The organism is Delftia sp. RIT313 (assembly GCF_000632165.1).
GTDB classification, from domain to species: domain Bacteria; phylum Pseudomonadota; class Gammaproteobacteria; order Burkholderiales; family Burkholderiaceae_C; genus Comamonas; species Comamonas acidovorans.
The window spans coordinates 85303-111326 of sequence record NZ_JFYT01000079.1 but is presented as its reverse complement, the minus strand read 5'-3'; the positions used below and the strand labels follow the sequence as shown (position 1 = coordinate 111326).

The 26024-nt window shown below is 70.3% G+C and carries 26 protein-coding genes; 3 read left to right on the top strand and 23 right to left on the bottom strand.

Annotated elements, in window-relative coordinates; genetic code table 11:
* Positions 1-22: 22 nt before the first annotated feature.
* From BW39_RS23850 to BW39_RS23960, 23 genes are all read right to left on the bottom strand, one after another.
* Entirely contained in the window at positions 23-934 is a 912-nt protein-coding gene (locus BW39_RS23850) for an acyltransferase domain-containing protein (protein WP_043824648.1), read from the bottom strand.
* Positions 931-1791, bottom strand: coding sequence for a triphosphoribosyl-dephospho-CoA synthase MdcB (gene mdcB, locus BW39_RS23855; RefSeq protein ID WP_043824647.1), 861 nt, complete (start codon positions 1789-1791; stop codon positions 931-933). Before mdcB ends, BW39_RS23850 begins: the two co-directional genes overlap by 4 nt.
* Positions 1788-2483, bottom strand: a complete 696-nt coding sequence (mdcG, locus tag BW39_RS23860; RefSeq protein WP_235264275.1) for a malonate decarboxylase holo-[acyl-carrier-protein] synthase — start codon at positions 2481-2483, stop codon at positions 1788-1790. The genes mdcB and mdcG overlap by 4 nt, the downstream gene beginning before the upstream one ends.
* Positions 2484-2497: 14 nt before the next feature.
* Positions 2498-3199 (bottom strand): biotin-independent malonate decarboxylase subunit gamma, encoded by a 702-nt coding sequence (locus BW39_RS23865; RefSeq protein WP_043824644.1) that lies wholly within the window; start codon positions 3197-3199, stop codon positions 2498-2500.
* A 5-nt stretch (positions 3200-3204) separates the two neighbouring features.
* Positions 3205-4122, bottom strand: coding sequence for a biotin-independent malonate decarboxylase subunit beta (locus BW39_RS23870; protein ID WP_043824643.1), 918 nt, complete (start codon positions 4120-4122; stop codon positions 3205-3207).
* The gene (gene mdcC, locus BW39_RS23875; RefSeq protein ID WP_043824641.1) at positions 4119-4451 is read right to left on the bottom strand and encodes a malonate decarboxylase acyl carrier protein; all 333 of its coding nucleotides are present in this window, start codon (positions 4449-4451) and stop codon (positions 4119-4121) included. The genes BW39_RS23870 and mdcC overlap by 4 nt, the downstream gene beginning before the upstream one ends.
* A 10-nt stretch (positions 4452-4461) precedes the next feature.
* Positions 4462-6144, bottom strand: coding sequence for a malonate decarboxylase subunit alpha (gene mdcA, locus BW39_RS23880; protein ID WP_013803961.1), 1683 nt, complete (start codon positions 6142-6144; stop codon positions 4462-4464).
* A gap of 65 nt (positions 6145-6209) precedes the next feature.
* On the bottom strand, positions 6210-7583 hold the full coding sequence (locus BW39_RS23885) for an SLC13 family permease (RefSeq protein WP_012203696.1): 1374 nt from the start codon (positions 7581-7583) through the stop codon (positions 6210-6212).
* Between the two features lie 167 nt (positions 7584-7750).
* Complete coding sequence (locus BW39_RS23890; protein WP_043824640.1) at positions 7751-8665, bottom strand: LysR family transcriptional regulator; 915 nt, start codon at positions 8663-8665, stop codon at positions 7751-7753.
* Between the two features lie 100 nt (positions 8666-8765).
* Entirely contained in the window at positions 8766-9920 is a 1155-nt protein-coding gene (gene ssuD / locus BW39_RS23895) for an FMNH2-dependent alkanesulfonate monooxygenase (RefSeq protein WP_012203698.1), read from the bottom strand.
* The gene (locus BW39_RS23900) at positions 9917-11065 is read right to left on the bottom strand and encodes a sigma 54-interacting transcriptional regulator (RefSeq protein ID WP_043824638.1); all 1149 of its coding nucleotides are present in this window, start codon (positions 11063-11065) and stop codon (positions 9917-9919) included. Before BW39_RS23900 ends, ssuD begins: the two co-directional genes overlap by 4 nt.
* 9 nt (positions 11066-11074) lie before the next feature.
* Complete coding sequence (locus BW39_RS23905) at positions 11075-12256, bottom strand: acyl-CoA dehydrogenase family protein (RefSeq protein WP_043824636.1); 1182 nt, start codon at positions 12254-12256, stop codon at positions 11075-11077.
* Positions 12253-12882: an FMN reductase gene (gene msuE, locus BW39_RS23910; protein ID WP_043824634.1), complete on the bottom strand. Its 630-nt coding sequence runs from the start codon at positions 12880-12882 to the stop codon at positions 12253-12255. The genes BW39_RS23905 and msuE overlap by 4 nt, the downstream gene beginning before the upstream one ends.
* 271 nt (positions 12883-13153) lie before the next feature.
* The gene (locus BW39_RS23915) at positions 13154-14455 is read right to left on the bottom strand and encodes an acyl-CoA dehydrogenase family protein (protein ID WP_043824632.1); all 1302 of its coding nucleotides are present in this window, start codon (positions 14453-14455) and stop codon (positions 13154-13156) included.
* Between the two features lie 88 nt (positions 14456-14543).
* Entirely contained in the window at positions 14544-15908 is a 1365-nt protein-coding gene (locus BW39_RS23920; RefSeq protein WP_043824629.1) for an LLM class flavin-dependent oxidoreductase, read from the bottom strand.
* A gap of 25 nt (positions 15909-15933) precedes the next feature.
* Complete coding sequence (locus tag BW39_RS23925) at positions 15934-16758, bottom strand: MetQ/NlpA family ABC transporter substrate-binding protein (protein WP_012203704.1); 825 nt, start codon at positions 16756-16758, stop codon at positions 15934-15936.
* Between the two features lie 25 nt (positions 16759-16783).
* Positions 16784-18061, bottom strand: coding sequence for an SfnB family sulfur acquisition oxidoreductase (locus BW39_RS23930; RefSeq protein ID WP_043824682.1), 1278 nt, complete (start codon positions 18059-18061; stop codon positions 16784-16786).
* A 5-nt stretch (positions 18062-18066) separates the two neighbouring features.
* Positions 18067-19359, bottom strand: a complete 1293-nt coding sequence (locus BW39_RS23935; RefSeq protein ID WP_043824626.1) for an SfnB family sulfur acquisition oxidoreductase — start codon at positions 19357-19359, stop codon at positions 18067-18069.
* A gap of 83 nt (positions 19360-19442) precedes the next feature.
* Complete coding sequence (locus BW39_RS23940; protein ID WP_012203707.1) at positions 19443-20105, bottom strand: methionine ABC transporter permease; 663 nt, start codon at positions 20103-20105, stop codon at positions 19443-19445.
* On the bottom strand, positions 20077-21270 hold the full coding sequence (locus BW39_RS23945; protein ID WP_043824624.1) for a methionine ABC transporter ATP-binding protein: 1194 nt from the start codon (positions 21268-21270) through the stop codon (positions 20077-20079). The genes BW39_RS23940 and BW39_RS23945 overlap by 29 nt, the downstream gene beginning before the upstream one ends.
* 23 nt (positions 21271-21293) lie before the next feature.
* Positions 21294-22100, bottom strand: a complete 807-nt coding sequence (locus tag BW39_RS23950) for a MetQ/NlpA family ABC transporter substrate-binding protein (protein WP_043824623.1) — start codon at positions 22098-22100, stop codon at positions 21294-21296.
* Between the two features lie 47 nt (positions 22101-22147).
* Positions 22148-22963 carry a MetQ/NlpA family ABC transporter substrate-binding protein gene (locus BW39_RS23955; protein WP_016449091.1) on the bottom strand — a complete coding sequence of 272 codons (816 nt, stop codon included), beginning with the start codon at positions 22961-22963 and terminating at the stop codon, positions 22148-22150.
* A 267-nt stretch (positions 22964-23230) separates the two neighbouring features.
* Positions 23231-23803 (bottom strand): MarR family winged helix-turn-helix transcriptional regulator, encoded by a 573-nt coding sequence (locus tag BW39_RS23960; RefSeq protein WP_043824620.1) that lies wholly within the window; start codon positions 23801-23803, stop codon positions 23231-23233.
* Between the two features lie 151 nt (positions 23804-23954).
* Between BW39_RS23960 and BW39_RS23965 the strand changes: the two genes are divergently transcribed.
* The 3 genes from BW39_RS23965 to hpaH are packed head-to-tail and all read left to right on the top strand — an operon-like array spanning position 23955 to position 25958.
* Positions 23955-24413, top strand: coding sequence for a VOC family protein (locus BW39_RS23965; RefSeq protein WP_017404212.1), 459 nt, complete (start codon positions 23955-23957; stop codon positions 24411-24413).
* Between the two features lie 44 nt (positions 24414-24457).
* Positions 24458-25144 (top strand): flavin reductase family protein, encoded by a 687-nt coding sequence (locus tag BW39_RS23970; protein WP_012203713.1) that lies wholly within the window; start codon positions 24458-24460, stop codon positions 25142-25144.
* A 10-nt stretch (positions 25145-25154) separates the two neighbouring features.
* Positions 25155-25958, top strand: a complete 804-nt coding sequence (gene hpaH / locus BW39_RS23975) for a 2-oxo-hept-4-ene-1,7-dioate hydratase (protein ID WP_043824680.1) — start codon at positions 25155-25157, stop codon at positions 25956-25958.
* Positions 25959-26024 lie beyond the last annotated feature (66 nt).

Below are 26024 nucleotides of genomic sequence, written 5' to 3'. Positions count from 1 at the left end.
TGCGGCGCAAGGCTCCGGGGCTTCAGTCCCCGCAGTGCCTGCCTATCCAGCCTGCAATGGCCGCCGCGCTGCGGAAGTCGTCGCAGGAGCGGGCCGGAATGTCCGGATGGCGCTGGTTCCACAGGCGTGCCAGCGCCTGGCCGGGGCCGATTTCCAGAACGCACCGCACCTGGCGTGCGGCAATGCTGTCCATGCAGTCGTCCCAGTGCACCGTGCCCGCTATCTGCTCGGACAGGGCTGCACGGGCTCCTGCGGCATCACGCACCCGCCGGGCCGTGTTGCTGAACAGCGCCACGGCGGGCGCGTGCACGGCCACCTGGCCCAGGTCCTGTGCGAAGGCCTGTGCGGCCTGTCGCATCCACGGGGTGTGGGACGCCACCTGCACGCGCAGCCGGGTGGCATGCGCGCCCTGGCGGGCCGCCAGCGCCTGCGCCTGCTCCAGCGCCGCATGGGGGCCGCCCAGGATGAGGTTCTCTGGGCCGTTGCGTATGGCCACGGCCAGCCCGGTCGTCTCCAGCAGGGCGGCCATGCGTGCGGGCGGCAGGCCGCTGACGGCCAGCAGCCCGCCGCCGGGCATTTGCTGCGCGCAGCGGTCCATGGCCGCCGCGCGGCGCGTGGCCAGGGCAACGATGTCGCAGGCATCCAGCGCGCCCGCGGCACCGAATGCGGGCAGTTCCCCCACGCTGTAGCCCGCCACGGCCGAAGGCGCGGGCAGTTGCGGGGACAGCTGCATCCACGCGGCCATGGCCAGGCCCGCCAGCAGCGGCTGGGCCACGGCGTTGGACTCGGCCCACGGCGCATCGGCCAACCTGTCGCGCCAGTGCGAAACCTGCAGCTGTTCGCAGACTGCCTGTGTCCATGCATCGTCCGCCAGCCAGGGGAGCATGGCGGGATGCTGCGTACCCTGGCCCGAAAACAGCAGTGCAAAGCTCATGGCCGCTCGCAGACACGCAGCACCCAGCAGGCCGCCGCCAGGGTATCGGCCGCGCCGCCCGGCGAAAGGCGGCGCGCCACGAAATCGTCGCAAATGGCCTGCGCCCTGGACAGGCCTTCGGGATGCGCGCAGCCGCCCGCCTGGAGAAAGCGCCGCGCGGCATCCTGGCCATGGCGCAGCCCCTGCATGCCCGCGCGGTGGGCCAGGTTGCAGTCGTCCAGCACCGCCATGATGTGGAACAGGGCCTCCAGCCGCGCCAAGGGAGCGGGCAGCCCGCTGGCATGCGCTCTGGCCAGCGCCGGCACGGCGGTCTCGAACAGGATGGGGAAACCCAGGGCAGCCTCCTGCGAGGCGCCCCGCAGGCCGTGGCGGCGCGCGGCGATGCCGCCGGGCAGGGCGGAGGTCCGCAGGCTGCGCTGCTGCAGCGCCTCCCCCCAGTGGCGGCACAGGGCCTCGCGCAGCCATGCGGCGCCGGGAATGCAGGCCTGCTCGGCCAGCACCGCGCCGCCGGCCGCGCACAGCAGACCCAGCATGAAGACGGCGCCACGGTGGGTGTTGATGCCGCCGGTGGCGGCCAGCATGCGCTGCTCCGCCTCGATGCCCAGGCGCTCCAGCACGGGAAACGATGCGCCCTGGCTGCCTGCCTGGGCCATTTTGGGGAAGTAGCTGCGCAGCGCGAACAGGCTGCGCATGAAGCTGTGGGCATCCATGTCGTCATGGCTGCCGCGGTCCACCAGGGTCACCAGGCCGGGCTTGGGTGTCAGCGACAGCTCGTCGTAGAGGGCCAGCGTGGCCGCGCGGCCGATATGCCCGGTCGATGGCAAGGTCCGGGCCGGGTGGAGAAGGGCAGGTTTCATGCAGGAACTCCAGGCGCCGCAGCCGACGCACACCAGTCATGGTCTTCACGCAGTGCCACCCCGTGCAGGCCCTTGACCAGGACCGATCGCACCTTGCCTGCACGCCAGGCGGCCCATTCGCGCCAGACCACGGCCCAGCCGCCGGGAAACACCAGCTCGGCATCCACGCGCGGGCCTTCCTGCGGCATGGCCTGCAGCAGGCTGGCCAGCCGATCGCCCTGTTCGGCGCCATCGACCGGCACCCAGAGGTCGATGTCCGAGCCGGGCCGCAGATAGGGCAGGCCCGTGATGCACTGCCATCCGTGGCTGCCGAAGACAAAGCCCGTCGCACCGGCCGTGTGCAATCGCTGCTGCAAGGAGTCCAGCGCCTGCCGCAGGGCGCCGGACACCGCCAGGGGCGAGGCCATCAGCCCATCCAGCGAGGGAAATTCGCGGGTGCCGATGGCCGCGCCGCGCGCCACATCGAAGCCCATGCGCCGCCGCTGCCAGCGCCCGGGCGCAGGCAGGCCCAGCGCCATCAGGCCGGCGGCGGCATGGTCGGCCGACTGCCGCGCGACCACCAGCGGCAGTGCATGGTCGCGCCAGTGCGTGAGGATCTCGCGCGCCTGCGCATCCCAGGGGCGTTCCAGCAGGTCCGCCCAGGCCTGCGGGCCCAGGTCCACCAGCTGGTGGCGGTGCAGGGTGTCCAGCATGCTGCGGCCTGCCTTCATCCAGCGGCCAGGACGCGCTGCACCACCTCGGCGGCCAGCTTGCGGCCGCCGCGCTCGGCGCCGTCCAATGCGCGCATGTCCTCGCGCGGGCTGTGGGCCAGGGCGTCGCGCAGCGCCGCCTGCAGATCGCCTTGCCACAGGCCGCGCACGCCGCCCATGGCCACGTAGTTGCCCACGCCGGGTGCGAACACCGGGTTGGACTCGGACAGGGCATTGAGCAGGGATTCGGGCAGCTTGGTGATGCGCGACATGGCGGGGATGCGCATCACGCGGATCTCGGCTTCGGGCAGGGCGTAGCAGGCATCGGCGATCAGGCCCGAGGTGATGAAGCCGCCCGACAGCGCCTGGTCATAGACCAGGCCGATGACGCGGTGGCCCCGGCGCCGAGCCAGGTCGATGCAGGTGCCCAGGTGGGCCATGGCGCGGTTGATGCCCAGCAGCTCGTCATGGCGGCGCAGTTGCTGGCCCTGCGTGTCGATCAGCAGCACGATGGGGCGGCCAGGGTGCGCGCCGACCGTCTCCAGCACCACCCGGGCCTGGGCCAGGGCCAGCCGCACGCCGATGGGCGCGTGGCCCGTGGTGCCGACGATGGCGAGGGTCTGGCCATCGAACACGGCGTGGCCTTCGAGGAAATCGCCGTTGGCCTGAATCTGGTGGCCCGGGCCGAACAGGTGCTCGGCAAGTGTGTTCCATTGCATGGCGGCTACTCCTGTGAAATGCCCGTGGCGGGCGTCGTGCGCAAGGCACGCACGGCGGCGGCGTCCAGGTCGGGCACGCGCCAGGCGTCGGGCACGCCCAGGGCCTGCCACAGGCGCATGGCCTCGTCCTGCGGGCCGATGGCGCTGCCCGCCTTGAGGGCGTCCAGGGTGTCCAGCCGCGCGCGCAGCAGCGCATGCTCGTGCAGCAGCCCTTCAAGAGTCACCGGACGGGAGTGGTCCAGCGCGGCGATGGCGGCGGCGCGGAAGGCCTCGACATCGTCGGCCACCAGCGCATCGCAGTCGCCGCACAGCCAGCGGTGCTTGCCGCCGGTGGTGCGCCAGACCAGGGCGCGATCGCGCGCATCGAATTCATCGACGCCGTGCGAGGCCTCGATCACTTCCGGTCCCGACATGGCCAGGCGGCCTATGTCGCTCATCACCACCTGGTCGGCGCAGCGCGCCACGATGCCCATGCCGCCGAAGCAGCCGTTGGCCCCGCCGATGAGGACCACCACAGGGATGCCAGAGGCGCGCACGTCCAGCAGGGCGCGCATGACCTCCGACACCGCGATCAGCCCGGCATTGGCCTCATGCAGCCGAACGCCGCCCGACTCGGCCAGCAGCAGCACGGCCGCGGGCCGCTCCAGCAGGGCGCGGCGCAGCAGGCCCACGAGCTTGGCGCCATGCACCTCGCCCACGCCGCCGCCCATGAATTCGCCCTCCTGCGCGGCCACGAACACCGTGCGCCCGCCCAGCAGGCCCCGGCCGATGGCCACGCCGTCGTCAAAGGCGCTGGGCACGCCCAGCTGTGCCAGATGCGGGCTGGTCAGACGCTCGGAGGGCGGCAGCCATTCATGGAAGCTGCCGGCATCCAGCAGCTTCGCCAGGCGCTCGCGCGCCGTGCATTCCGCGTAGCTGATCATGGCTGGCCTCCCTGCAGTTCGGCCAGGGCCTGGTCCAGCCGCAGGCTGACCACGGCCGGCGTGGCCCCCATGTCGTTGATGGACACGCGCACGCCGCCCACGGGGTGGCGCTCGCGGAAATCCTCCACCACGGCCTGCCATATGGCGCCGAAGCCGTGTGCCGAGGTCTGCACCTGCACTTCGCAGCCATCGCCGCCCGTGCTCTCCAGCATCACCTCCAGGTTGCCCGAGCCGACCACGCCGACCAGGACGGGGGCAAAGCCGCCGGCCGGCCGGCCGCCTGCGAAGCAATAGCTCAGGGACTCCAGCCCTGCGGGTATCTCGCTCATATCGTCTCTCCTACCAGTTCCTGAATCGGCGGGGAGGCTGGTACAGCCCGCCCGAGGCCTGGGCCAGATCGCGCATGCTGCGCGCGGCCAGCAGATTGCGCGTGGCCTGGCGCGGGTCGATGCCCAGGTCCTGCGGACGGCGGATCACCCCGCGGTCGCGCAGGTTCTCCACCATGCGACGGTCGCGCGCCAGGCCCACGGCCGTGTAGCCGGCCACGCCGCGGATGGCCTGCTCGCGCTCTTCGTCGCTGCGGCACAGCAGCAGGTTGGCAATGCCTTCCTCCGTCAGGATGTGGGTCACGTCCTCGCCGTAGATCATGATGGGCGGCAGGTCCATGCCGGCCTGCTCCTGCAGCGTCCAGGCATCGAGCCGCTCCACGAAGGCGGGCTGCATGTGCTCGCGGAAGGTCTCCACCATCTGCACCACCAGCTTTTGCCCGCGCGGCGTGCCTGCCGCGCCGCTGCGGCCCGCCCGCGCCTCGCGCCCGGCCTTGAGCCAGGCGGCGCTGGCATGGCGCCGGCCGCGCGCGTCCGCGCCCATGTTGGGGGCGCCGCCGAAGCCGGCAATGCGCCCCAGCGTCGCGGTGGAGCTGTTGCCGTCCAGGTCGATCTGCAGCGTCGAGCCGATGAACAGGTCGCAGGCATAGTGGCCCGCCGCCTGGCAGAAGGCGCGGTTGCTGCGCAGGCTGCCGTCGGCGCCGGTGAAGAACACGTCCGAGCGCGCCCGGATGTAGTCCTCCATGCCCAGCTCGGAGCCGAACGAATGGATGGACTCCACCCAGCCGGCCTCGATGGCCGGTATCAGCGCCGGATGCGGGTTCAGCGCCCAGTGCCGCGCAATGCGGCCCTTCAGCCCCAGCGATTCGCCGTAGGTCGGCAGCAGCAGCTCGATGGCCGCCGTGTCGAAGCCGATGCCATGGTTCAGGCGCTGGACCTCGTACTCGGCGTAGATGCCCTTGATGGCCATCATGGCCATCAGCACCTGGATTTCGCTGATCTGGGCCGGGTCGCGCGTGAACAGCGGCTCGATGACGTTGGGCCGGGGCGCCTGCACGACGAAATGCACCCAGTCCGAGGGAATGTCCACGCGCGGCAGCGCCGTGGTGGTGCCATCCACCATCTCGTTGACCTGGGCGATGACGATGCCGCCCGAAAAGGCCGTGGCCTCGACGATGGCCGGCGTGTCCTCGGTGTTGGGGCCGGTGTACAGGTTGCCCTGGGCATCGGCCGCGTGGGCCGCCACCAGGGCCACCTTGGGCGTCAGGTCCACGAAGTAGCGCGCGAACAGCTCCAGGTAGGTGTGGATGGCCCCGATCTCCAGCTGCCGGGCCGAGACCAGCTTGGCCAGCCGCGCCCCTTGCGGGCCGGAGAAGCTGAAGTCCAGCCGCCGCGCGATGCCGTTTTCAAACACATCCAGGTGCTCCGGCAGCGCCAGCACCGACTGCACCATGTGCAGGTCGTGCACCTGCTGCGGATCGAGCTGGACCAGGGCGCGGGCCAGGAAGTCGGCCTGCTTCTGGTTGTTGCCTTCGAGGCAGACGCGGTCGCCGGGCGCCAGCACGGCGTGCAGCAGCTCGGTGATGGCGCCGGCATCGACGCGCTTGCCGGCCAGACGCGGCCCGAGGGCGGCCCGGGCGCGCGCCAGCCTGGCGGCGCGCTCCCCGGCTTTGAGGTTCCAGGAGGGGTCAGTCATGGGATATCAGGGGTTGGCGTGACATGGAGGGGGCAGGGGGCGTGCGTCCCGGTCGAAGTGCCTGGCTAGAGGACCACGAACAGCAGCCACACGAGCAGCGGCGCCACCAGGGTGACAAGGCCGCCGTAGACCATCAGCTGGCGGAAGAAGCGGTCGCGATCCACGCCCTTGGCATTGGCCAGGACGAGGGCGCCGTTGGTCGAGAAGGGGCTGACATCCACGATGGTCGAGGACACGGCCATGGCCGCGATGAAGCCGACGGCGCTCACATCGGAGCCGCCCTGCAGGAAGGGCACGGCCAGCGGAATCAGCGAGCCCAGCACCGCCGTCGAGGAGGCGAAGGCCGACACCACGGCGCCCACGAAGCACAGCAGCAAGGCCGCCACCAGGGGCGAGGTCAGCTGCGCCACGCTGTGGCCTACGAAGTCGATGGTGCCCATCTTGTCCATCACGCCCACATAGGTGCTGACACCCACGATGAGCATGATCTCGGGCCAGGACACCTGGCCCAGCGCGCGCTTTTGCAGGTTGGGCGCCATCAGCGTCAGCACCAGGCCGATGGTGATGGAGACAAAGCCGATGTCCTGCTTGAAGAACAGGGTGAGGACCGCGAGCGCCAGCAGGCCGACCACGGTGGCCACCTGGTAGCTGCGCGATTGCGGGGCGGCGTCCTGTTCAGGGGCGGCGCGCATCAGCGAGTCGCTGGAGCGTGCAGCCGTGTTGCGCTCCTCGGACAGGGCCTCGCCTTCGGCGTCTCCATACACCTGGGCGCCGCCCTGGGCATGCGAGACGCGCGGCGTGGCGGGCACGCTGCCATCGGCGTCGGCCTTCATGCGCATCAGCCGGGCGCCGCCCATCAGGAAGAACAGCAGCACGGCCACGGCCAGGTTGACCCCCATGCTGGCCAGCATGGTGGCCATCTCGTTGAGCGGCAGGCCCGCCTTGGCCACGATCTTGTTGGTGATGCCGCCGTAGATGCTGATGGGCGAGAAGCCGCCGCCCTGCGCGCCATGGATCACCAGCAGACCCATCATCAGCGGATTGATGCCGTACTTGGCGGCAAAGCCCAGGGCAATGGGCGCGATGATGGCCACGGCCGCAGGGCTGACGGCGCCCACCGCCGTCAGCAGGGCCGCAATGAAGAACATGATCCACGGTATGGCGGCAATGCGCCCGCGCACGGCGCGCACCGCCATGCGGACCAGCCAGTCGATGGTTCCGTTGTTCTGCGCCAGCGCGAACAGGTAGGTGATGCCCGCCAGCGTCAGAAACAGGTCGGCGGGAAAGCCGCCAATGATGGCCTTGGTCCCCATGCCGGCCACCAGGGTGCCGACCAGGAAGGCCCCGACAAAGGCCAGCAGGCCCATGTTGATGGGCAGTGCCGTCGCCAGGACGAACATGCCTATCAACGCGCCAATCGATATCCAATGGGAATTCATGCGATGTCTCCGGTTTTTTATGCGCCTGCAATACGTGTGCATGCTGGTATGCACGGTACGCGGCGGCCCGGAGCGCATCAATAAAGCGCGAGCGCCAACAATTACGCAGAGAGAAACAATGAAGGGTTAACCCGGCGAAGCGGGGCTGTCGCCCCCGGTATGGCGGGTCAGCCGAGCTGCCCGTCCGCGAGCCGGCACACGCTGAGCAGGGCCAGCAGGTTGGGGTCGCGTTCGCGGGAGCGCAAAAAGGTCAGCACGATGGTCTGGCGCATCAGGTACCTGGCCTGCAGCGGTATCAGCTGCACCTTCTGCGGCATCACGCCGCGCACCCGCCCGGGCAGCAGCGTGTAGCCGACGCCGCCGCTGACCAGGTTCATCAGCGAGAAGATGTCATCCGTCTTCATCACCACGTTGGGCGTGAAGCCGGCCACCCGGAAGGACTCGATGAAGCCGCCATAGGTCGCAAAGCCTTCGCCCAGGCTCACGAAGTTCTCGCGCGCCATGGCGCCCAGATCGACCTCGGCCAGATGCGCATAGGGCGAGCCCACGGGCGCGGCAAAGAAAATGTCGTCCTCGAACAGCAGCTGCGTCTGCATGTCGGCGGCGTTGTCCGGCATGGCCATCAGCGCCGCGTCCAGCGTTCCGTTGCGCAGCCGCTCCAGCAGGCCGGCGTTCGAGCCCAGCACCAGTTCGGTCTGCAGATCGGGGCGGCGCAGCTTCAGCGCCATCACCAGCGCCGGCACGGTGCGGTTGGTCAGGGAGTACAGCGAGCCGATGCGGATGCGGTCCGCCGAGTAGCCTGCCACCTCGCGCGTGGCGCGTATGCCCTCGGACATGGTGGCCAGCACTTCCCTGGAGACATCGGCCAGGGTCTGCGCTGCCTCGGTGGGCTTGAGGTTGCGCCCCTCGTGCCGGAACAGGGCGCAGCGCATGCCGGCCTCCAGCGCGTGCAGGGCGCGGTGCACGCTGACCGAACTGGTCTCCAGCCGTTCCGCCGTCTTGGCGAGATTGCCTGTCTCCAGGAAGGCGAGCAGCACCTCCAGTCTGCGGAAGGTTATTTCGTCATCGATTCTCAGGCTCATGGCAACGTCACGCTCTCATCGTGGGGGACGGGCGGATTGTGGCGTTGATCGCGTTGCGTGCACAGACTCCGGTCTGTCCGGGGGCGCGGCCCCGGGCGGCTCACGATGCGGATTGGCTGCGCTGGATGCTGCGGATATCGAAGGCGCCGCCGGTCTGGGCCTGGTCGCTGGTGGTGACCGCCCGCTTGCCGAGCAGGGGGAAGACCAGCTCGGCAAAGCGGATGGATTCCTCCAGGTGCGGGTAGCCCGAAAGCACGAAGCTGTCCGCACCCAACGCGGCGTACTCGCGCAGGCGCTCGGCCACGGTGGCGGCATCGCCGACCAGGGCCGTGCCGGCGCCGCCGCGCACCAGGCCCACGCCGGCCCAGAGGTTGGGCGCCACCTCCAGCCGGTCGCGCCGCCCGCCGTGCAGCGCGGCCATGCGCGACTGGCCCACGGAGTCCATGCGCGCATAGCCGGCCTGGGCGCGGGCGATGTCCTCGTCGGTGAGCTTGCTGATCAGGCGCTCGGCATCGGCCCAGGCCTCTTCGTTGGTCTCGCGCACGATGACGTGCAGCCGCACGCCCAGGCGCACCTGGCGGCCCTGCTGCGCGGCGCGGCGGCGGATGTCGGCGAACTTTTCGGCCACGGCGGCGGGGGGCTCGCCCCAGGTGAGGTAGGCGTCCACCTGGCGCGCGGCCAGGTCATGGGCGGCGTCCGAGGAGCCGCCGAAGTACAGCGGCGGATGCGGCTTTTGCACCGGGGGAAAGAAGTTGCGGCCCTGCTTGACCTTGAAGTATTTGCCGTCGAAATCCACGGCCTCGCCGGCGAGCAGGCGGCGCCAGATGGTCAGGAATTCATCGGCGTAGGCATAGCGTTCGTCGTGGGCCAGGAAGATGCCGTCGGCCTCCAGCTCGGTGGCATCGCCCCCGGGCACCACGTTGAGCAGCAGGCGCCCGCCCAGGGCCTGGTCCAGCGTGGCGGCCTGGCGCGCGCTGGACACGGGCGCGCCCAGCGAGGTGCGCAGGGCCACCAGCAGCTTGATGCGCTGCGTGACGGGCACCAGGCTGGAGGCGACCACCCAGGGGTCCAGGCAGGAACTGCCGGTGGGGATCAGCAGGCCGTCGTAGCCCAGCTCCTCTGCCGTGACGGCGATCTGGCGCATGTAGGCGTTGGTGGGGGCGCGGCCGAAGTCGGAGGTGCCGAGGTAGCGCGTGTCGCCCGAGGTGGGCAGGAACCAGAAGATGTCTGGCGATGCGTGGGGGTCTTGGCTCATGGGATCTCCGGGGACGATGGAAAAGACGGTGGCGCGGCCTCGCCCGGCACCTGGCCCAGGCGCTGCAGCCGCGCGCGCACCACGCTGCGGCTGATGCCCAGCTGGCGCGCGGTCTGCACCTGGTTGCCGCGGTTGCGCTGCCAGGCCTTGAGCAGCAGGGCGCCCAGCACGTGCTGCTCCAGGCCTTCGGCATGCACGTCGCACAGGCTGTCCAGCGCTTCGCCCAGGGCCAGTTCGGCGGCGGCGGCCTGGGCGCCGTGTTCGGCCTCGCGTGTGGGGACGGGATCGGGCTCGCCCTGGCTGCTGGCGATGTGCAGGTCGCCCGCGCCGATGTGCATGCCCTGGGTCAGCAGCAGGCTGCGGTGGATGACGTTCTCCAGCTCGCGGCTGTTGCCGGGCCAGTCGTGCTCCAGCAGCTTGCGCTGCGCGTCCTGGCTCAGTGCCATGGGCGCGTAGCGCATGCGCTGGCAGTAGCTCTCGATGAAGTGGCGCGCCAGCGGCAGGATGTCGGCCGGGCGCTGGCGCAGCGGCAGCACGGTGAGGGTGACGACATCGAGCAGGTAGTACAGGTCTTCGCGAAAGCGCCGCGCCGCCACCTTGGTGTGCAGCGGCGCGCTGCTGGCCGCGAGCACGCGCACATCGGCCGGCGTGCGCTGGCTGGCGCCGATGCGGGTGACCGCCTTGTCCTGCAGCACGCGCACCAGCTTGCTCTGGATGTGCAGGGGCAGGTCGTCGATCTCGTCCAGCAGCAGGGTGCCGCCGTGGGCGTCCTCGAAGCGGCCGGGCAGGTTGCCGAAGGCACCCGTCAGCGCACCGCTTTCGTGGCCGAAGAGCTCGGCGTTGATCAGGGCCTCGGACAGCGCGCCGCAGTTGACGGCGACAAAGGGGCCGTGGCGGCGCGGGCTCAGGCGGTGGATGTGGCGGGCCACCATTTCCTTGTCGGCGCCGCTGTCGCCCAGGATGAGGACGCCGGCCTCGCTGGCGGCCACCTGTCCCATGGTCTTGAGCAGGGCCTGCGAGGCCGGGTCTTGCAGTATCCACGGCGCGGGCGCGGCGCCGTCATCGTGCGCGGCAGAGGCTGCGGGCGCGGGCGCAGGTGTTGCCGAGGACTTGCCGGGCGGCCAGGTGGGCAGACGGGTGTTCATGGCGCGGCGTCACGAGTAGAAGCTGGGCTGCGGATGGGTTCCGTTGAGCACCCAGTCGCCCAGCTCCTGCAGCTTGTAGTGCAGCGGGTCGTGCAGCGTCTGCGTGCGCAGGTTGCGCCAGAAGCGGTCAAAGCGCAGCGCCGCGTGCGTGGCGCGCGCGCCCGTGGCCTCGAAGATGCGGCTGGACAGGTCCAGCCCCGAGCGCGTGGTGGCAATCTTGGCGGCCGTCACGGCCACGGCGACTTCGCCGCGCTGGTGGGCGGTCAGCGCCGGGCCCCGGCGCCAGGCGGCGTCAAAGCGCTGCGCGGCCTGCAGGGTCAGCAGGCGCGCGCCTTCCAGCGCGGCCCACAGCTCGCCATACAGCGCCTGGATGTGGGGGTCTGCGCTGGCTGCATCGGCAGGGGACTTGAACCAGGGCCGCGCCTCGTTCAGCGTGTAGCCGCGCGCCTGCTCCAGCGCACCCTGGGCAATGCCCAGGAACAGATGGGCCAGGATGAGCTGGGCCAGCAGCGGGCGCAGCGCGGCATGGGGAGTGGACAGCGGGCCGGGGTCGAGCAGCAGCTCGGCCGCCTCCACGCGCACGCGCTCGAACAGGGCCGAGCCGCTGTCGGTCTGGCGCTGGCCCATGTTGTCCCAGTCGCGCAGCAAGGTGATGCCCGTGCGCTCCGTGGGCACCACGCCGATCAGCAGCTGGCCGCTGTCGGCATCGATGGCCGAGGCCACCAGCATCTGCGAGTCCAGCGCGCCCGAGGTAAAGCTTTTCTTGCCCGAGAACTCCCAGTGGCCGGGCTGGCGCGTGGCCGTGGTGCGGCGGTCCAGAGGGTTCAGCGTATTGCCCCAGAACCAGCGGTGGCGTGCCGTCTGCAGCAGCCAGGGCCGCCACTGGGCGGGCTGGCCGAACAGCTGCACGGTGGCCAGGTGCAGGTGCTGGAAGCCGTAGACATGGGCCAGCGAGCCGTCTGCCGTGGCCAGGATGCGCACCGTCTCCAGCGTCTGCACCCAGTCCGCGCCCAGGCCGCCCAGCTCGCGCGGAATGCTCAGTGCCAGCAGGCCGCTGGCGCGCAGCGCATCGCGCTCGGCCTTGGGCGTGCCGCCTGCGGCATCGCGCCGGGCCGCCGTGGCGGCAAGGCGCTGCGCCAGATCCTGCGCAGTGGCTATCGGGTCCGCAGGGACAGCCTCTGCCTGGCTCACGCGGGCTGCCCGGCCAGGGCCAGGTCGGCGGCTTCGGGAACGGGCCGCTGTGCCTCGGCCTGTGCCTGGGCCTGCACCAGCTGCTGCAGCGCACCGCGCAGCACCGGGGCCGACAGCTGCACGGTCAGCTCGATGCGCTGGCGCAGCGATTCGCTGTGGACCTGGCCGTCCTGGATGTCCTCGGGCGTGGAGTACACGCCAATGGGCAGGGTGAGGGCCGAGAAAAAGCCGAACAGCGGGCGCAGCTGGTGGTCCAGGATGAGGGCGTGGCGCGGGCTGCCGCCGGTGGCGGCCAGCAGCACGGGCGTGCCCTGCAGCGCGTCCAGGTCGATGAGGTCGAACAGGTGCTTGAGCAGGCCCGGCAGGCTGGCGCGGAAGACCGGCGCGCCGACGATCAGGAAGTCGGCCTGCTCGATGGCTTCGATGGCCTGCAGCGTGGCCGGCGGCAGGTCGCTCTTGGACAGGGCCGCGCCCAGGTGGGGCTGCAGGTCCAGCAGGTCGATGACCTGTGCCTGCAGCGGCAGCTCCTGGCCCAGGCGGGCATGCAGGGCGTCCAGCAGGACACGGGTGCGGGAGGGGCGGCTCAGGCTGCCATTGACGATGACAGTCTTCAGCGATCGGCTCATGGAAACTCCTTGGCGTGGGTTCCAGGAGGCAGCGCGGCATGCGGTTTGCGAAGACTGCCAGCCCGGATGAGGTGGGATGGATGCCTTCATTACAGGGCCGAACGCCGGTATGGCGAAAGAAACTTAACGCATTTGCTTATCGGTTTGGGTGCCTTGGCAAGTGCTTGTTTCTGAAAGGAATTTTGTGGCGCATGGCATGTGCTAATGCGTTCTGGCGATATGCGCACGGCCGCTGCGCCCGTCCCTGCGCAGCGCGGCCGCGCAAGGGCCTTCAGCCCGCCACGCCCGTCACGCCCACGTGCCAGTAGTAGATGGGGTCGGCGCCGTTGAGCAGGATGTCGCCCGCCGAGCGGGCCTTGTACAGCACGGGGTTGTGCGAGGCCAGGGTGCGCGCATTGCGCCAGTGGCGGTCCAGTGCCAGGTCTTCGGACAGGGCGCTGGAGCCGCCCACCTCGAACAGCCGCGCGGCCGCCTGCAGCACGGGATCGACCACGGCCACCTGGGCCTGGGCCGTGCGCAGCTCCAGGGCATGCAGCTGCTGCAGCGGCACCTCGCGCCCGGCCTCGCGCTCGCGCGCGATGCGGCCCAGTTCGGCGGCCACGTCGGCCACGGCCAGGCCCGCGATGTAGGCCGTGCCGGCCAGCTGGCCGACGATGTGCTGCACCAGCGGATCGTCCTTGGGCAGGGTGGCGCTGCCGTGACTGAACACGCGGCGGCGCGCCTGCACATAGGCGATGGCATCGCGCTGCAAGGCCCGGGCAATGCCGGCCAGGGTGGCCAGGTGGGCCAGCTGGAAATAGGCCACCAGGGGTGTGGGCTGGGCGCGCGGGAAGCGGATCACGGCGTCGTCGGGCACGCGCACCTGGCTGAGCACGGTGGTGCCCGAGCCGGTCAGGCGCTGGCCAAAGCCGCGCCAGTCATCGAAGCGCTGCACGCCGGCCTCCGAGGTGGGCACGACGGCGTGCACGGTCTGGTCCTCCTTGCCCGGCTCCACCGCGCGCGCCACCACGGTCACCCAGTCGGCATACAGCGTGCCCGTGCTGTAGAACTTGCGCCCGTCCAGCCGCCACCAGCCGGGCTGCGTGTCGGGCACCAGGGTGGTCTGCAGCGTGCCCAGGGTGCCTGCGCCGACCTCGGTGGTGGCATTGCCGAACACGGCGCCGCGCGCGGCCAGCGGCAGCCAGCGGGCCTGGGTGGCGGCATCGCGGTCGATGAGCACGCGGTCCAGAAAGCCGAAGTGCGGGCGCAGGATCTGGGCGACGTTGGAGTCGGCCTCGGCCAGCTCGGTCCACAGCGCGAACAGCTGCTCCACGCTGGCGCCGGCCCCGCCAAGGCGGCGCGGCACGCGCAGCGCGGTGAAGCCGCTGTCACGCAGCCAGGCGATGGGTTCATGGGCCAGGCTGCGCGTGCGTTCGCGCTCGGCCGCACCCTGGGCGATGCGGTCGAACACAGGGCGAAAGCGCGCCTGCAGGGATGGCAGCGAGGGCGCGTCGGGATCGGCCGGGCCGTCTGTGGTTGGGCCGGGCGCCGCGTAGGCCGCAGGCTCGGTGGCGCAGGGGAGGGTGGTGGTCATGGCTTTGCAAATTCAAAGGCCCGCCAACCCGGCCTGCCTGCAAGGCAGAGCCGGGCCACGGGCCGGTGGGGGAGGGTGGCTAAGGACTTCAACGCCGCCAGCGCGCGGCGGCGTGGCTGGCGGGCAGGCGGTCGCCCTGGCCGAACAGGCGCTGGCGCAGCGTGGCGTCGTCGCCGTAGCTGGTGCGGTAGCGGCCCCGGTTCTGCAGCTCGGGCACGACCAGGCGGGCGAAGTCTTCCCAGGTCTCGGGCGCGACGATGCGGGTCAGGTTGAAGCCGTCGATCTCGCCCACGTCGATCCAGCGCTCCAGCTCGTCGGCCACCTGGGACGGGTCGCCCACGATGGTGGCGTAGCGGCTGCCCAGCGTGAACTGCTCCAGCAGCTTGCGCCGCGTGGTCCAGCCCTGCTTCTGCGCGGCCTGCGCCGCCGACTGGATGGCGTTGGTGTTGCCGAAGGAGATGGGGTCGTCCAGCCCGTACTGCGCAAAGTCCACGCCGGTGCTGGCGGCAAAGTGGGCCAGCCCGCTTTCCGCGCTGGCGTGGGCCAGGTAGTCGGCGTATTTCTCGCGCGCCTCGGCCTCGGTGGGGCCGGGCACCACGGCCACGCCGGCGTAGATCTTGATGTCCTCGGGGCGCCGGCCCGCGTCCACGGCGGCCTGGCGCAGCTGGCGCGAGGCCTCGCGCGCGGCCTCGGGCGTGCGCGCGCCGATGAAGATGCCCTCGGCATGCCGGCCCGCAAAGCGCAGCCCGCGCGGCGAGGTGCCGGCCTGGAACAGCACGGGCGTGCGCTGGGGCGAAGGCGCGCTCATGTGGATGGCGTTGGCGCGGTAGAACGGCCCCTCGTGCACCACCGGGTGCACCTTGTCGGGCAGGGCGTGGATGCGCCGCGCCTTGTCGGCGATCACGGCACCCTCTTCCCAACTGCCTTCCCAGAGCTTGTAGGAAAGCTCCAGGAAGTCGTCGGCCCGGTCGTAGCGGCTGTCGTGCTCGGCCAGGCCGTTCTGGCCCAGTCCGCGCGCGCCGCTGTCCACATAGCCGGTGACGATGTTCCAGCCGATGCGGCCATTGGTCAGCTGGTCCAGCGTGGTCACGTCGCGCGCGAAGGTATAGGGCTGGTGCGCGCCCACGGTGGCCGTGAGGCCGAAGCCGATGTGCCGCGTCACCGCCGCCATGGCCGAGACCAGCAGCCAGGGGTTGTTGACGGGCAGCTGTATGCCTTCGCGCAGGGTCAGGTCCACGCCGCCCTGGTAGACGTCGTAGTAGCCGACCACGTCGGCGATGAAGATGCCGTCGAACAGGCCTTCCTCCAGCACCCTGGCGATGTGGGTCCAGTAGGCCAGCGTGCCGTACTCGGTGGAGCGGTCGCGCGGATGGGTCCACAGGCCGTGGTGTATGTGGCCCACGCAGTTCATGTTGAAGGCGTTGACGTGGATGTGGCGCTTGGCTTGCGTCATGGGGCGGGTCCTGCAGTCCGTTGCGTCAGTTCTTCAACCAGGCCAGGCGGTAGAGCTTCTGGTCGTTCAGGTAGAAGGCGTGGATGGTCTTGCGCACCACGTCGGAGTTTTTGTAGATGTCCAGGAAGCGGGCGATGCGCGGGTCGGCCGCGCGGTCGCTGCGGGCCACGAACTGGATGGCCCAGGAGTCGTCCTCGTAGCTGGTGTAGGCCAGGCCCTTGCTGGCATCGAAGGCCTTGGAGGCGATGATGAAGTACGGAAAGCCCTGGGCCAGGTCCACGTCGGGCGTGGTGCGCGCCAGCTGCGGGCCTTCGATCTCCACGAACTGCAGCTTCCTGGGGTTGGAGACGATGTCCGCCTGGGTGCCCAGCAGCCCGGTGTCGGGGCGCAGCGTGATCAGGCCCGCGTGCTGAAGCAGGCGCAGGCCGCGGCCCACGTTGACGGGGTCGCTGGCAATGGCCACCTTGGCGCCCGTGGGCAGGTCGGCCAGGGATTTGTGGCGCGTGGAGTACAGGCCCAGGTAGGACAGGATGCCCGCCTGCACGCTGGTGAACTTGAAGCCCTTGCTGCGCGCTGCATTGGCCAGGTAGTTGCTGTTCTGGTAGTAGTTGAGGTCGATGTCGCCCGCGTCCAGCGCCACGTTGGGCGTGGCCCAGTCCGTGAATTCCACCACCTGCACGTCCAGGCCCTGCTTCTTGGCTTCCTTGGCGGCGGCTTCCACCGAGTCCGCGAAGATGCCCGGCACCACGCCGATCTTCAGGGGCGCGGCCAGGGCGCTGCCCGCGAGCAGGGCAGCGCCCAGGAAGGCGGCCAGCCGGGGCCAGAGTGTGGGGGAGGTCGTTGTCATCATTGCATTCCTGTGTCGTTGATAAAGGTCAGAGCGCGCCATGGCGCGGCGGGCGTATGCCGTTGAGCACGTAGTTGCCCACGGCGTGGTATTTCCAGCGCACGGGGTCGTGCAGGGTGTGGGTGCGCGCGTTGCGCCAGAAGCGGTCCAGGCCCTGTCCCGCCAGGGTGGAGGCCGTGCCCGCCAGCTCGAACAGCTTGCTGCCCGCCAGCAGGCTGGCGCTGGTGCTCAGCGCCTTGGCCTGGGCCACGGCCACCGAGGCGGCGGCCACGCTGTCGTCCGTGGGCGCGCGCTGGGCGGCGTCCACGGCCAGGGCCGCGCGGGCCACTAGGGCATCGGCGGCGCGCAGGCGCACGTGGACATTGCCCAGTTGCTGCAGCAGCAGCGGGTCCTGCGTGGCGCTGGCCACGCCCGCGTCCACCCAGGGCCGCGCATGCTCGCGGATGAAGGGCAGGGCAGCCTGCAGCGCGCCGTGGCCAATGCCCGCGTCCAGGGCGGCATGGATGATCTGGGCAAAGGGGCCGATGGTGGTGGGCCGCTCGAAGGAACTGGTGAAGGGCACCACCCATTCGGGCTCCACGCGCACGCGGTCGAACTGCACCGAGCCGCTGCCCGTCACGCGCTGGCCAAAGCCATCCCAGTCGTCGGTGACGGTGACGCCGGCCGCATCGCGCGGGATGAAGACCAGATACATGCGCTCGCCTTGCCCCGGCGCCTCTTCCTGCGCGCTGACCAGGGTGGGAATCCAGTGCGCGAACAGGGCGCCCGTGCAATAGAACTTGCGCCCCTGCACGAACCAGCCGCCGCTCTCGCGCAGCAGCCGGGTGCGGCGCTGGAAGTCGCGGTGGCCGATCTCGGCCAGCGCATTGCCCAGGCGTTCGCCGCGCAGCACACGGTCATAGAAGAAGGCCTTTTGCGCGGGCGATCCGCCCACGCGCAGCACTTCCAGCGAGTAATAGTGGTTCTGCGGAATGTGGCCGAAGTTGCCATCGGCCGCCGCAATCAGGGCAATGGCCCGCGCCAGCGTGGCCGTGGACACGCCCGCGCCGCCGTACTCCCGGGGAATGGTGATGCCCCACAGGCCGCTCTGGCTGAACTGCTCCACCTCCTGCCAGGGCAGCAGGCGGTCGCGGTCGCGCGCCAGCGCGCCGGGGCCGATGAGGGCGGCAAAGCGGCTGGCCGCTTCGAGGGCCTCGGCCTCGCTGCCGATGATGTGGGCGGGCCGGGCCGGAGGCGCTGCGGGAGCGGGCTGGCTGCCCGGTGTGGAGGCCAGGGCCTGCAGCTCTTGGGTCGATGTCTGTGTCATGGCGGTCAGTTCCACTGGTGGCGGCGCGGCAGGGCGCCGTTGAGCAGGTAGTTGCCCAGCAGGTGGTATTTCCAGCGCACGGGGTCGTGCAGCGTGTGCACGCGGGCGTTGCGCCAGTGGCGGTCCAGGCGGTGGGCAGCGCGGCTGGCCGAGGAGCCGGCCAGCGCGAACAGGTGCTCGCCGGCCTGCAGCGCGGCCTCGGTGGTGAGGATCTTGGCCTCGGCCACGGCCACCGAGGCCTGGGCGCTGGCCTGCTCGTCCACCGCGCCACCAGCCGCTGCAGCCAGCGCATCCAGCGCGCGCGCGGCCTCCAGCAGCACGGCATGGGCCGCGTCCACCTCGATCTGCAGCTGGCCGACCTCGTGGATGAGGTGAGGATCGTCGCTGGCACGCGCCACGCCCGAGTCCATCCAGGGCCGGCTCTTGTCGCGCACGAAGTCCACCGCGTCGCGCAGCGCGCCCTGGGCAATGCCCGCGTCGATGGAGGCCTGGATCAGCTGCGACACCGGGCCGGACAGCGAGGGCGTGGCCTCGAACTGCCAGGCAGGCACCACGTCCTCGGGCTGTACCTGCACCTGGTCCAGCTGCACGCTGCCGCTGGCCGTGGTGCGCTGGCCGAAGGAGTCCCAGTCGTCGAACACGGTCACGCCCGGCGCATCGCGCCGCACCCAGACCTGCACGATGCGGCCCTCCTCGTCCTGGGCGCGAAACGGCACCCAGTGCGCGAAGGCCGAGCCCGTGGAGTAAAAGCGCGTGCCGCTGACGCGCAGGCCGCCTGCGGCATCGCGCGACAGGCGCGCCGTGGCCTCCAGCACATGGGCCGCGCGGCCCTTGCGCTCCGGCCCGGCATTGCCCAGGCGGTGGCCGGCCAGCACGTCGGCGAACCAGCGGCGCTTCTGGGGCTCGCTGCCCATGTCCCGCAGGTTCTGCAGCACGGCGAAATGGTTCTGCGGAATCTGGCCCAGCGAAGGGTCGGCCGCGCACAGCGTGACGAAGACCTGGGCCAGCGTCTCGTAGGAAGCGCCCAGGCCGCCGTAGGCGCGGGGCACGGTGATGGCGCCCAGCCCGCTGGCCGTGTAGCGCTCGATTTCCTGCCAGGGCAGGCGCCGCTCGTGGTCGCGGGCCGCTGCGTTCACGCGCCATTCATCGGCCAGGGCCTGGGCGGCCTGCAGGGCCTCGGCCTCGCTGGTGATGCGGTGCGGGGTGGAGGGCGGCAGGGGCAGGCGCCGCAGCGCCCCGCCCGGGGTGTGGTGTGTGTTGCCGGGCAAGGCTGCGCCCAGGGCATCCGGTGTGGTCATTCCGTGCCTCGTTGCTGAGTCGGTGGGGAGAGGGCCGCCAGGCGGCGGCCCCGGAGGGAAAGGCGTGGTGCCTGTTTTCAGCGTCAGCGGCTGCGCAGCCGGCGCACGTAGCGGTCGCCCAGCACCTGGACCACGGTGACCAGCGCGATCAGCACGGCAATCACCAGCAGCATCACCTGGGTGTCGAAGCGCTGGTAGCCGTAGCGGATGGCCAGGTCGCCCAGGCCGCCCGCGCCCACGGCGCCGGCCATGGCCGAGGAACTGATCAGCGCCACCAGGGTGATGGTGAAGCCGCCCACGATGCCGGGCAGGGCCTCGGGCAGGTAGACGTGGCGCACGATGTCCCACTTGCGGCAGCCCATGGCCTGGGCGGCTTCGATGAGGCCGGGATCGACCTCGCGCAGGCTGACCTCGACGATGCGCGCAAAGAACGGCGTGGCGCTGATGGCCAGCGGCACGATGGCCGCCCACACGCCGATGGTGGTGCCCGTCACCAGCCGCGTGAACGGGATCAGCGCCACCAGCAGCACGATGAAGGGCGTGGCACGGAAGCCGTTGATCACGCTGCCCAGCGCGCGGTGCGTGCGCGGCGAGGCCAGGAAGCCGCCGGGCGCGGTGACGATGAGCAGCACCGCCAGCGGAATGCCCGCCGCCAGCGCGATGCCGCCCGAGACGCCGACCATCATCAGCGTGTCGGCCAGCGCGTTGCCGTAGCGCTCAATGGGAATGGACAGATTCAGCGACATATCCGAGATCCTTGATGTCATGCGCAATGGCCGCCGGGCCCTGCGTCAATGTGTGCCAGTCATGCGCGGTCGTGCCGCCGCCCAGCGCGATCAGCAGCTGCCCCTGGGCATGGCCCTGGATGCGGTCCACGCCGCCATGCAGCAGGCGAACCCGGCCGCCCAGGGCCTGGGCGATGCGCGGGAAGTCGGGCTCCAGCCCGTCCTCGCCGCGGTAGGTCAGCTGCAGGATGCGTTCGTGGCGGCCTGCGGGCGCGGTGCTCAGCAGGCGCTGGCGCAGGTCGTCGGGCAGGCCATGCTGCAGCGGTGCCAGCAGGGCGCGCGTGGCCGGGTGCTGCGGGTTGCCGAAGACCTTCCAGACCTCGCCCAGCTCGGCGATGCGGCCCTGCTCCAGCACCAGCACGCGGTCGGCGATCTCGCGGATCACGCTCATCTCGTGCGTGATCAGGATGATGGTGATGCCCAGCTTGCGGTTGATGGTGCGCAGCAGCTCCAGGATGGACTGCGTGGTCTCGGGGTCCAGGGCCGAGGTGGCCTCGTCGCACAGCAGGATCTCGGGGTCGGTGGCCAGGGCGCGGGCAATGCCCACGCGCTGCTTTTGCCCGCCAGACAGCCGGCTCGGATAGGTGTCTGCCTTCTCCTGCAGGCCCACCAGGGCCAGCAGCTCTTTCACCCGCGCATCGATGCGTGCGCGCGGCAGGCCCGCCACCTGCAGGGGCAGGGCCACGTTGTCATGCACCGTCTTGGCCGACAGCAGGTTGAAGTGCTGGAAGATCATGCCGATGCGCCGGCGCAGCTGCACCAGTTGCGATTCGTCCAGCGTGCCGATGTCCACGCCGTCGACCCGCACCTGGCCGCTGCTGGGCTGCTCCAGCCGGTTGATGGTGCGCAGCAGGCTGGACTTTCCCGCGCCGCTGCGCCCGATGATGCCGAAGATGCTGCCCGGCGCGATCTCCAGGCTGATCGCGTCCAGCGCCTGTACGGGCCCGGCCGAAGACTGGTAGGTCTTGCCCACGCCGCTGAAGGCCACGGCGCCGGGTCCACGGATGGATTCCCGCGTGGTGCCGGCCGCTGCCGATGAGCGCCTGCCCGCCTCATGGGCCGGCCTGTCCGCCTCGTGGGCCGGCCTGTCCGCCAGGGGCTGCCTGGCTGCAATGCTGGTTGACATGGCTGAAGTCCTCCCCGCGCCGCTCAGGGCTTGACCCAGGCCAGGTTGTACAGGCGCTTGTCGTTGGAGAAGGCGCGCTGGGCCTCGGCCTTCACCGCATCGGAGCTCTGGTAGATGCGGATGAACTTCTGCACCACGGGGTCCTGCGTGCGGTTGGCCTTGACCACGAACTGGATGGAAAAGCGCGCGTCCTCGATGCCCGAATACGCAAGCCCGCTGGAAGGATCGAAGGCCTTGGCCGCCACGATGAAGTGCGGGTAGCCCTGTGCGATGTCCACGTCGCCCGTGATGCGCACCAGCTGCGGCCCCTCGACCTCGACGAAGCTGAGCTTCTTCGGGTTCTCGACGATGTCGTCCAGGCTGCCCAGGTAGCCCACGCCGGGCTTGAGCTTGATCAGCCCCACCTTCTGCAGCAAGAGCAGGCCGCGGCCCTGGTTCACGGGGTCGTTGGCAATGCCCACCTTGCCGCCCTGCGGCACCTGGGCGATGGCCTTGTGCTTGAGCGAGTACAGGCCCACGTTGGCCAGGATGCCCGTGCCCGCGCTGGCCAGCTTGTAGCCGTTCTTCTGGATGGCGTTGTCCAGGAAGGGCTGGTGCTGGAAGTAGTTGATGTCCAGGTCGCCCGAGTCCACGGCCACGTTGGGCGTGGTCCAGTCGGTGAACTCCACCACCTGCACATCGATGCCCTGGGCCTTGGCCTCCTTGGCGGCCACGGCCACCGAGTCGGCGTAGGCGCCGGGCACCACGCCGATGCGCAGCTTGTCGGCAGCGTGGGCGGAGAACAGGGCCAGGGCGGCCAGCGGGGCGATCAGGGCACGGGAAAGCTTCATCGGGATCTCCGGAAAAAAAGGTTCGAAAAAGGCAGGAAGGGGCCGCGTCACGGCTTGCGCCACGGCAGGCTGTACAGCCTGTCGTTGGCGGCGAATGACTTGTGGATCTGCGCCTGCACGGCGCCCGAGGTCTGGTAGATGCGCACGAACTGCGCAATGCGCGGGTCCCGGGCGTTGTCCTGGCGCGAGACGAAGCGGATGGCGTAGTACAGGTCGTCAATGCCCGAATACAGCAGCGCATTGCCGGCCACCTGCGGCCGCCCGGCGTTGACGAAGTGGGCCGGGTAGCCCTGGGCCAGGTCCACATCGTCCAGCGCGCGCACCAGCTGCGGCCCTTCGATCTCGACAAAGCGCAGCCTGCGCGGGTTGGACACGATGTCGTCCAGCCCCGCGCGCGGGCCCTTGCCTTCGCGCAGCTGGATCAGGCCGGCCTTCTCCAGCAGCAGCAGGCCGCGCCCCTGGTTAACGGGGTCGTTGGCCACGCCCACGCGCGCTCCCTCCTTCAGGTCGGCAAAGCGCTGGGTCTTGAGCGAGTACAGGCCGATGTTGGGCAGCAGGCCCGTGGCCACGCTGGTGAAGGCATAGCCGCGCTCGCGGATGGCGTTGTCCAGGAAGGCCTGGTGCTGGAAGTAGTTGAGGTCGATGTCGCCGGCCGCCAGTGCCGTGTTGGGCGTGGTCCAGTCGGTAAACTCGATGACCTGCACGTCCAGCCCCTGGGCGCGCGCCTCCTTGGCGGCGACCTCCACGGAGTCGGCCAGCGAGCCGGGCGTGACGCCTATCTTCAGCGCGGCGGCCGCCGCAAGGCCGGGCAGCGCCAGCGTGGCGGCGAGCGACCAGAGCAATGTGTTTCTGCGCGTGGGCAAGGCGTGGTTCCTCCAGCTCGGCCAGGCCCGGCGCCGGCGCCCACATGGCGCCTGCCGGCATGGCCTCTGAAGGCATTGCAACACCCGGCCCCGGCGCGCACCACGACGGAATTCACATTTCCTTATAGCGAGCCATGTGCGGCGCAAGGCATTGATCGCAAAGGAAATTTTGCACAGGCAAGATTGAGCTTATGCCCGCGCGAAATATGGCACCGTGCCGGCTGCGCAGGCTTGCGGCAGCCAGGGCGGCATGCCGCGCTCCCAGGATCAAGCGCCCTGTTGCGCCTTCATCCTCGTCCAGGCCTTGAAGAGGATGGACTGAAGGCTGGCACGCTCGCCCTCGTCCAGGTAGTCGACCAGGGACTCGCACATGCGCCAGAAGGCCGGCAGCGCGCGGGCCAGCACCTCGCGGCCCTGGTCGGTGAGCGCCAGGTCGAAGCTGCGGCGGTCTTCCTGGCTCAGGCTGCGCGCCAGCAGCGAGCGCTTTTCCAGCCAGTCCAGCAGGCCCGTCACCGACGAGCGCGTCACGCCGACGTAGCTGGCAATATAGGACGGCGTGACCACCGTGTCGCCCAGCAGCCCGCGCTCGGCCAGGCCGAAGATCATGAGCACGTCGAGCTTGCTCTCGGACAGGCCGAACGCCTGCAGCGATGCGTTGGCGCGCTGCTCCACATCATCGGCCAGCCACAGCAGCAGCAGGCCCAGGCCGGCGGCCGGCGTGTCGGTGCCGGGCCGCGCGGTCTCGGCCATCAGGGCCAGGTGCGGGCGCAGCGCTTCGGGGGCGTTGGCGAGGGGGGTGGATTCGGGGGCCGGTGCGGCAGCGGTCTTGCGCGGACTCATGGGAGTGGATGGAAGCGGGTGAAGGCGGGTGAAACCGGGTTGAAGGCGGGAGAAGAAAGGGCGGTTGATTTTACGGCTTTCATATATTACGCTTTGTGTATAGTACGTTAAGCGTATTATTTGGCGGCACACAAATATGCAAGGACATCCCATGCCCATCAAAGTTCTGGAACTCCACCATGTCGGATTCGGCGTCAACCACGCCCAGGCCGACGCCATGCTCGACTTCTACCGCGAAGTGCTGAACCTGCCCCAGGACGCCGCGCGCTGGAAGATCCCCGGCATCTACGGCTCCTGGATCAACCTGCCCAACGGCAGCCAGTTGCACATCCTCGGCAGCGAGGGGCCGTCGCGCTATGCGCAGGGCCCGGGCAAGGACCCCGTGTCCAACCACATCGCGCTGGCCGTGGACGACATCCTCGGCGCCGAGCAGGAGCTGCTGGCGCGCGGCGTCGATTACTTCACGCTGGACAACGTGGCATCGCCCAGCCTCAAGCAACTGTTCCTGCGCGACCCGGCCGGCAACCTGGTGGAACTGCACCAGTCCAATGCGCGCGCCCCCGGCATCGCCCAGGCCGAGCAGGACGCGGCGCGCGCCGGCAACGAGTGACGCGACGCCCTCCCTTTTTCCCTTCCCCTCCCCTCCGGAATCCCATGTACTTTGAAATGCAATCGCTCAACAGCGAGCAGCGCAGCAACATCCTGCACTCCCTGGTTCTGCCCCGTCCCATCGCCTGGATCAGCTCGGTGGACGGGGACGGCACGGTCAACGTCGCGCCGTTTTCCTTCTTCAACGCCATGTCGGGCGATCCGCCGCTGCTGTGCGTGTGCATAGGCTCGCGCCAGGGCGTGCTCAAGGACACGGCGCGCAACATCGCGGCCACGGGCGAGTTCGTGGTGAACCTGGTGTCCGAGCCGCTGGCGCGCCGCATGGCGGTGACGGCCATAGAGTTCGGCGCGCAGGTGGACGAGTCGGCGCAGGCCGGCCTGGTCCTGGGTGATGCACGGCGGGTGAAGGCGCCGCGCATCGTGGACAGCCCTGCGTCCTTCGAGTGCCGCGTGCGCCAGATCATCGATATCGACGGCGTGCGCAGCCTGGTGCTGGCCGACGTGCTGGCCGCCCATGTCATGGATGCGGCCGTGGTCGATGGCGAGCTCATGTACTTCGACCCCGCGCCCATGGAGCTGATCGCGCGGCTGCAGAACCCCGGCTGGTATGGCCGCGTGGGCGATGCCTTCCAGATGCCCACGCCTTCGGTGGCGCAGTGGGATGCCATGCAGCGCCAGGGCGTGTCCGACAGCTACCTGGCCTGGGCCGACGATGGCGCCGCCGCGCGCTGAAGGGCCGCCCATGCTTGCGCAACACACCATAGACAGCCTGGCGGCCGAGCTGCACGCCAGCGAAAAAAGCCGCGTGCAGGTCCGGCACTTTTCCCGCCGCCATCCGGACATGACGGTGCAGGACGGCTACGCCATCTCGCGCGCCTGGATGCGGCTCAAGCGCGCCGAGGGCCGCACGGTCAGGGGCCACAAGATCGGCCTGACCTCGCGTGCCATGCAGCAGGCCGTGCAGATCACCGAGCCCGACTACGGCACCCTGCTGGACGACATGTTCTTCGAGCCCGGCGGCGACATTCCCTTTGCGCGCTTCATCGCTCCGCGCGTGGAGGTGGAGCTGGCCTTCGTGCTGGGCCGCATGCTCAAGGGGCCGGGCGTCACCCTGTGCGATGTGCTGGCCGCCACCGACTGGGTGGTGCCCGCCGTGGAAATCATCGACGCCCGCATCGAGCAAAAGGACCGCGATAACCAGGCCATGCGCACGGTGCGCGACACCATAGCCGACAACGCGGCCAATGCCGGCATCGTCATGGGCGGGCGGCCCGTGCGCCCCGACGCGGTGGACCTGCGCTGGGTGTCGGCGCTGCTGCAGCGCAACGGCGTGATCGAGGAGTCCGGCGTGGCGGCCGCCGTGCTCAACCATCCGGCCACGGGCGTGGCCTGGCTGGCCAACCGGCTCGCGCAATGGGATGAGCAGCTGGACGCAGGCCAGGTGGTGCTGGCCGGCTCGTTCACGCGGCCCGTCACGGCCCAGGCCGGCGACAGCTTCCATGTGGACTACGGGCCGCTGGGCTCCATTGCCTGGCGCTTTGCCTGAGCTTCGTCCGCAGTGTGGCGATGGTGTCGCCTGCGGCACAGTCCGCAGGCCCGGCGCGTCGCCGAC

Excerpts from the sequence above, each read along its gene's own strand:
- BW39_RS23850 (WP_043824648.1), bottom strand. The coding sequence starts at position 934 with ATGAGCTTTGCACTGCTGTTTTCGGGCCAGGGTACGCAGCATCCCGCC.
- mdcB (WP_043824647.1), bottom strand. The coding sequence starts at position 1,791 with ATGAAACCTGCCCTTCTCCACCCGGCCCGGACCTTGCCATCGACCGGG.
- mdcG (WP_235264275.1), bottom strand. The coding sequence starts at position 2,483 with ATGCTGGACACCCTGCACCGCCACCAGCTGGTGGACCTGGGCCCGCAG.
- BW39_RS23865 (WP_043824644.1), bottom strand. The coding sequence starts at position 3,199 with ATGCAATGGAACACACTTGCCGAGCACCTGTTCGGCCCGGGCCACCAG.
- BW39_RS23870 (WP_043824643.1), bottom strand. The coding sequence starts at position 4,122 with ATGATCAGCTACGCGGAATGCACGGCGCGCGAGCGCCTGGCGAAGCTG.
- mdcC (WP_043824641.1), bottom strand. The coding sequence starts at position 4,451 with ATGAGCGAGATACCCGCAGGGCTGGAGTCCCTGAGCTATTGCTTCGCA.
- mdcA (WP_013803961.1), bottom strand. The coding sequence starts at position 6,144 with ATGACTGACCCCTCCTGGAACCTCAAAGCCGGGGAGCGCGCCGCCAGG.
- BW39_RS23885 (WP_012203696.1), bottom strand. The coding sequence starts at position 7,583 with ATGAATTCCCATTGGATATCGATTGGCGCGTTGATAGGCATGTTCGTC.
- BW39_RS23890 (WP_043824640.1), bottom strand. The coding sequence starts at position 8,665 with ATGAGCCTGAGAATCGATGACGAAATAACCTTCCGCAGACTGGAGGTG.
- ssuD (WP_012203698.1), bottom strand. The coding sequence starts at position 9,920 with ATGAGCCAAGACCCCCACGCATCGCCAGACATCTTCTGGTTCCTGCCC.
- BW39_RS23900 (WP_043824638.1), bottom strand. The coding sequence starts at position 11,065 with ATGAACACCCGTCTGCCCACCTGGCCGCCCGGCAAGTCCTCGGCAACA.
- msuE (WP_043824634.1), bottom strand. The coding sequence starts at position 12,882 with ATGAGCCGATCGCTGAAGACTGTCATCGTCAATGGCAGCCTGAGCCGC.
- BW39_RS23915 (WP_043824632.1), bottom strand. The coding sequence starts at position 14,455 with ATGACCACCACCCTCCCCTGCGCCACCGAGCCTGCGGCCTACGCGGCG.
- BW39_RS23920 (WP_043824629.1), bottom strand. The coding sequence starts at position 15,908 with ATGACGCAAGCCAAGCGCCACATCCACGTCAACGCCTTCAACATGAAC.
- BW39_RS23925 (WP_012203704.1), bottom strand. The coding sequence starts at position 16,758 with ATGATGACAACGACCTCCCCCACACTCTGGCCCCGGCTGGCCGCCTTC.
- BW39_RS23930 (WP_043824682.1), bottom strand. The coding sequence starts at position 18,061 with ATGACACAGACATCGACCCAAGAGCTGCAGGCCCTGGCCTCCACACCG.
- BW39_RS23935 (WP_043824626.1), bottom strand. The coding sequence starts at position 19,359 with ATGACCACACCGGATGCCCTGGGCGCAGCCTTGCCCGGCAACACACAC.
- BW39_RS23940 (WP_012203707.1), bottom strand. The coding sequence starts at position 20,105 with ATGTCGCTGAATCTGTCCATTCCCATTGAGCGCTACGGCAACGCGCTG.
- BW39_RS23945 (WP_043824624.1), bottom strand. The coding sequence starts at position 21,270 with ATGTCAACCAGCATTGCAGCCAGGCAGCCCCTGGCGGACAGGCCGGCC.
- BW39_RS23950 (WP_043824623.1), bottom strand. The coding sequence starts at position 22,100 with ATGAAGCTTTCCCGTGCCCTGATCGCCCCGCTGGCCGCCCTGGCCCTG.
- BW39_RS23960 (WP_043824620.1), bottom strand. The coding sequence starts at position 23,803 with ATGAGTCCGCGCAAGACCGCTGCCGCACCGGCCCCCGAATCCACCCCC.
- BW39_RS23965 (WP_017404212.1), top strand. The coding sequence starts at position 23,955 with ATGCCCATCAAAGTTCTGGAACTCCACCATGTCGGATTCGGCGTCAAC.
- BW39_RS23970 (WP_012203713.1), top strand. The coding sequence starts at position 24,458 with ATGTACTTTGAAATGCAATCGCTCAACAGCGAGCAGCGCAGCAACATC.
- hpaH (WP_043824680.1), top strand. The coding sequence starts at position 25,155 with ATGCTTGCGCAACACACCATAGACAGCCTGGCGGCCGAGCTGCACGCC.